Origin of the sequence: Kitasatospora sp. NPDC091257 (assembly GCF_044757675.1) — a bacterium.
Classification (GTDB): Bacteria; Actinomycetota; Actinomycetes; order Streptomycetales; family Streptomycetaceae; genus Kitasatospora; species Kitasatospora lactacystinica.
In genome coordinates, this window is sequence record NZ_JBIVVI010001236.1 from 1 (window position 1) to 2,592 (window position 2,592).

The window sequence follows — 2,592 nt, forward strand, 5'->3', positions numbered from 1 at the left end:
CCTACGCCCGCGCCCCCTACGCCCGCGCCACCGCCCGCCCCGAGCGGGCCCGCCGAGGACGGTCCGGTGCTCCAGGTCGAGGACCTCACCGTCGAACTCCCCACCCCGGAGGGGGTGATCCGGCCGGTGCGCGGCGTGAGCCTGTCCCTGCGCGCCGGCGAGATCGTCGGGCTCGTCGGCGAGTCCGGCTCCGGCAAGTCGCTCACCGCACTCGCCGTCGCCGACCTGCTCCCGGACCGGGCCCGGGTCTCCCGGCGGACCCTGCGCCTGCTCGGCACCGACCTCGCCGCCCTGACGCCGAAGGAGCGCGAGCACCACCTCGCGACCGGCCTGGCGGTGATCTTCCAGAACCCGGCCTCGGCGCTGAACCCCTCGCTGCGCATCGCCACCCAGCTCACCGAGACCGTCCGGGCGCACCGCGGCGCCGGCCGTGCCCAGGCATCGGCGGAGGCCTCCGCCGCCCTGGAGCGGGTGGCCCTGCCCCCGGCCGTGCTGCGGGCACGCCCCCACCAGCTCTCCGGCGGCCAGCGCCAGCGGGTGCTGATCGCCGCCGGGCTGATGGTGCGTCCGGGTCTGATCATCGCCGACGAGCCGACCACCGCGCTGGACGTCACGGTGCAGCGGCAGATCACCCGGCTGCTCTCCGACATCCGACGGGACACCTCCGCCGCCGTCCTGTTCATCAGCCACGACGTCGCGCTGGTGGGCGAGTTCTGCGACCGCGTCCTGGTGATGTACGCGGGGACCATCGTCGAGTCCCTGCCCGCCGACCGGCTCGCGTGCGGCACCCGGCACCCCTACACCCGGGCCCGGGTCGCGTCGGTGCCGGACCTCGCGGCGGACCGCGACCGGCCGCTGCCCACGGTGGAGGGCACACCGCCCGACCCGCTGGCGCCCGCCCCGGGCTGCCCGTTCGAGCCCCGCTGCCCGCGTCGCCGGGGCAACTGCGCCGAGCAGGCCCCACCGCTGGAGGACCTCGACGCGGTCCACCAGGTGGCCTGCTGGTACCCGGTGCCGGTGACGGCGGAGGTGGTCACGCCATGACCGTCCTTCAGCTCTCCGACCTCACCGTCCGCCACCACGGCCCGCGCGGCCCGGTCGCCGCCGTCGACGGGGTCTCGCTGGAGATCCCGGCCGGCACGACACTCGGGCTCGTGGGCGAGTCCGGCTCCGGGAAGTCGAGCCTGGCCCGCGCGATCGTCGGCCTCACGCCCGTGCACGGGGGCCGGGTGCTGCTCGACGGCCGGGAGGTCCGGGTCCGTACGATCGGCGACCGGCGTCGGCTCGGCCGCCTGGTCCAGATCGTGCTCCAGGACCCGGACACCGCGCTGGATCCCCGGATGACCGTCCGCGGGACACTCCTCGAAGCGGCCACCGCGTTCCACCGGCTCGACCGACGGGCCCGGGCCGAGCGCGTCCCCGCCCTGCTCGAACTCGTCGGCCTGGACCCCCGGTTCGCGGACCGTCTGCCCCGGCAGCTGTCCGGCGGCCAACGCCAGCGAACCGCCATCGCCCGTGCCCTGGCGGTCGAGCCCGGCCTGCTGATCGCCGACGAGATCACCTCGGCACTCGACGTCTCGGTGCAGGCCTCCGTCCTCAACACGATCCGCGACCTCCAGCGGCGGCTCGGCCTGTCGATGCTGTTCATCGGCCACAACCTGCCCGCGGTCTGCCACGTCTCCGACACGGTGGCGGTCATGCGGCACGGCCGGATCGTCGAGACCGCCCCCACCGAGGTCCTGTTGCGGAATCCGCGGCACCCGTACACTCGGACACTGCTCGACTCCGTCCCCCGCCTACCCTCTCGAAGGTCCTGATGACCAGTCGCCAACCGGACGTCGTGGTGGTCGGAGCCGGAGTGATCGGTGCCGCCGTCGCGCTCGAACTCGCCCGCACCGGGCGGCAGGTGGCCGTCGTGGACAAGGCGGGCGCCGCCGGCCACGGCTCCACCAGCGCCTCCAGTGCGATCATCCGGTTCAACTACTCCACCTTCGCCGGCGTGGCCACGGCCTGGGAGGCGCAGCACCTCTGGACGTCCTGGCCCGACCACCTGCGGCTCACCGGCCACCGCCCGTTCGCGGCCTTCCACCGCACCGGCGCCGTACTGCTCGACTCCCCCGCCGTCGCACCGTCCGAGGCAGCCGCCCTGTTCGACCGCGCCGGAGTCCGGTACGAGCGGTGGGACGCCCCGACGCTGCGCGCGCGCCTTCCCGGGATCGATCCCGGGCGGTACTGGCCGCCGAAGCCGGTGGACGACGACGCCTTCTTCGCCGACCCGTCCGGCGAGCTCGGCGCCCTGTACACCCCGGACGCCGGGTACGTCGACGACCCGCAGCTCGCCGCCCGGAACCTCGCCGACGCGGCGGCCGGACTGGGCGCACGCTTCCTGTTCCACCACACCGTCGTGGCCGTCGACCGGCGCGCGGACCGGGTGGCGGGCATCCGGCTGGCCGACGGAACGCGGATCGCCGCGCCGGTCGTGGTCAACGCCGCCGGCCCGTGGTCCGGAGGCCTCAACCGGCTGGCCGGCGTCGGCGACGACTTCACGATCGGCGTCCGCCCGCTGCGCGAGGAGGTCCACCAGGTCCCCGC

3 protein-coding genes are annotated in these 2,592 nt (G+C 75.3%); all 3 read left to right on the top strand.

The window, feature by feature from the left end; genetic code table 11:
- On the top strand, positions 1-1,044 hold a 1,044-nt coding region (locus tag ACIQOV_RS36705; RefSeq protein ID WP_401055134.1), incomplete at its 5' end, for an ABC transporter ATP-binding protein.
- On the top strand, positions 1,041-1,817 hold the full coding sequence (locus tag ACIQOV_RS36710) for an ABC transporter ATP-binding protein (protein ID WP_401055135.1): 777 nt from the start codon (positions 1,041-1,043) through the stop codon (positions 1,815-1,817). The genes ACIQOV_RS36705 and ACIQOV_RS36710, both read left to right, overlap by 4 nt.
- Positions 1,817-2,592: NAD(P)/FAD-dependent oxidoreductase (locus tag ACIQOV_RS36715; RefSeq protein ID WP_401055136.1), on the top strand; the 776-nt coding region annotated here is incomplete at its 3' end. The genes ACIQOV_RS36710 and ACIQOV_RS36715, both read left to right, overlap by 1 nt.

What these genes read in the sequence shown, in the direction of transcription:
- ACIQOV_RS36710 (WP_401055135.1), top strand. Translation starts at nt 1,041, where the DNA reads ATGACCGTCCTTCAGCTCTCCGACCTCACCGTCCGCCACCACGGCCCG.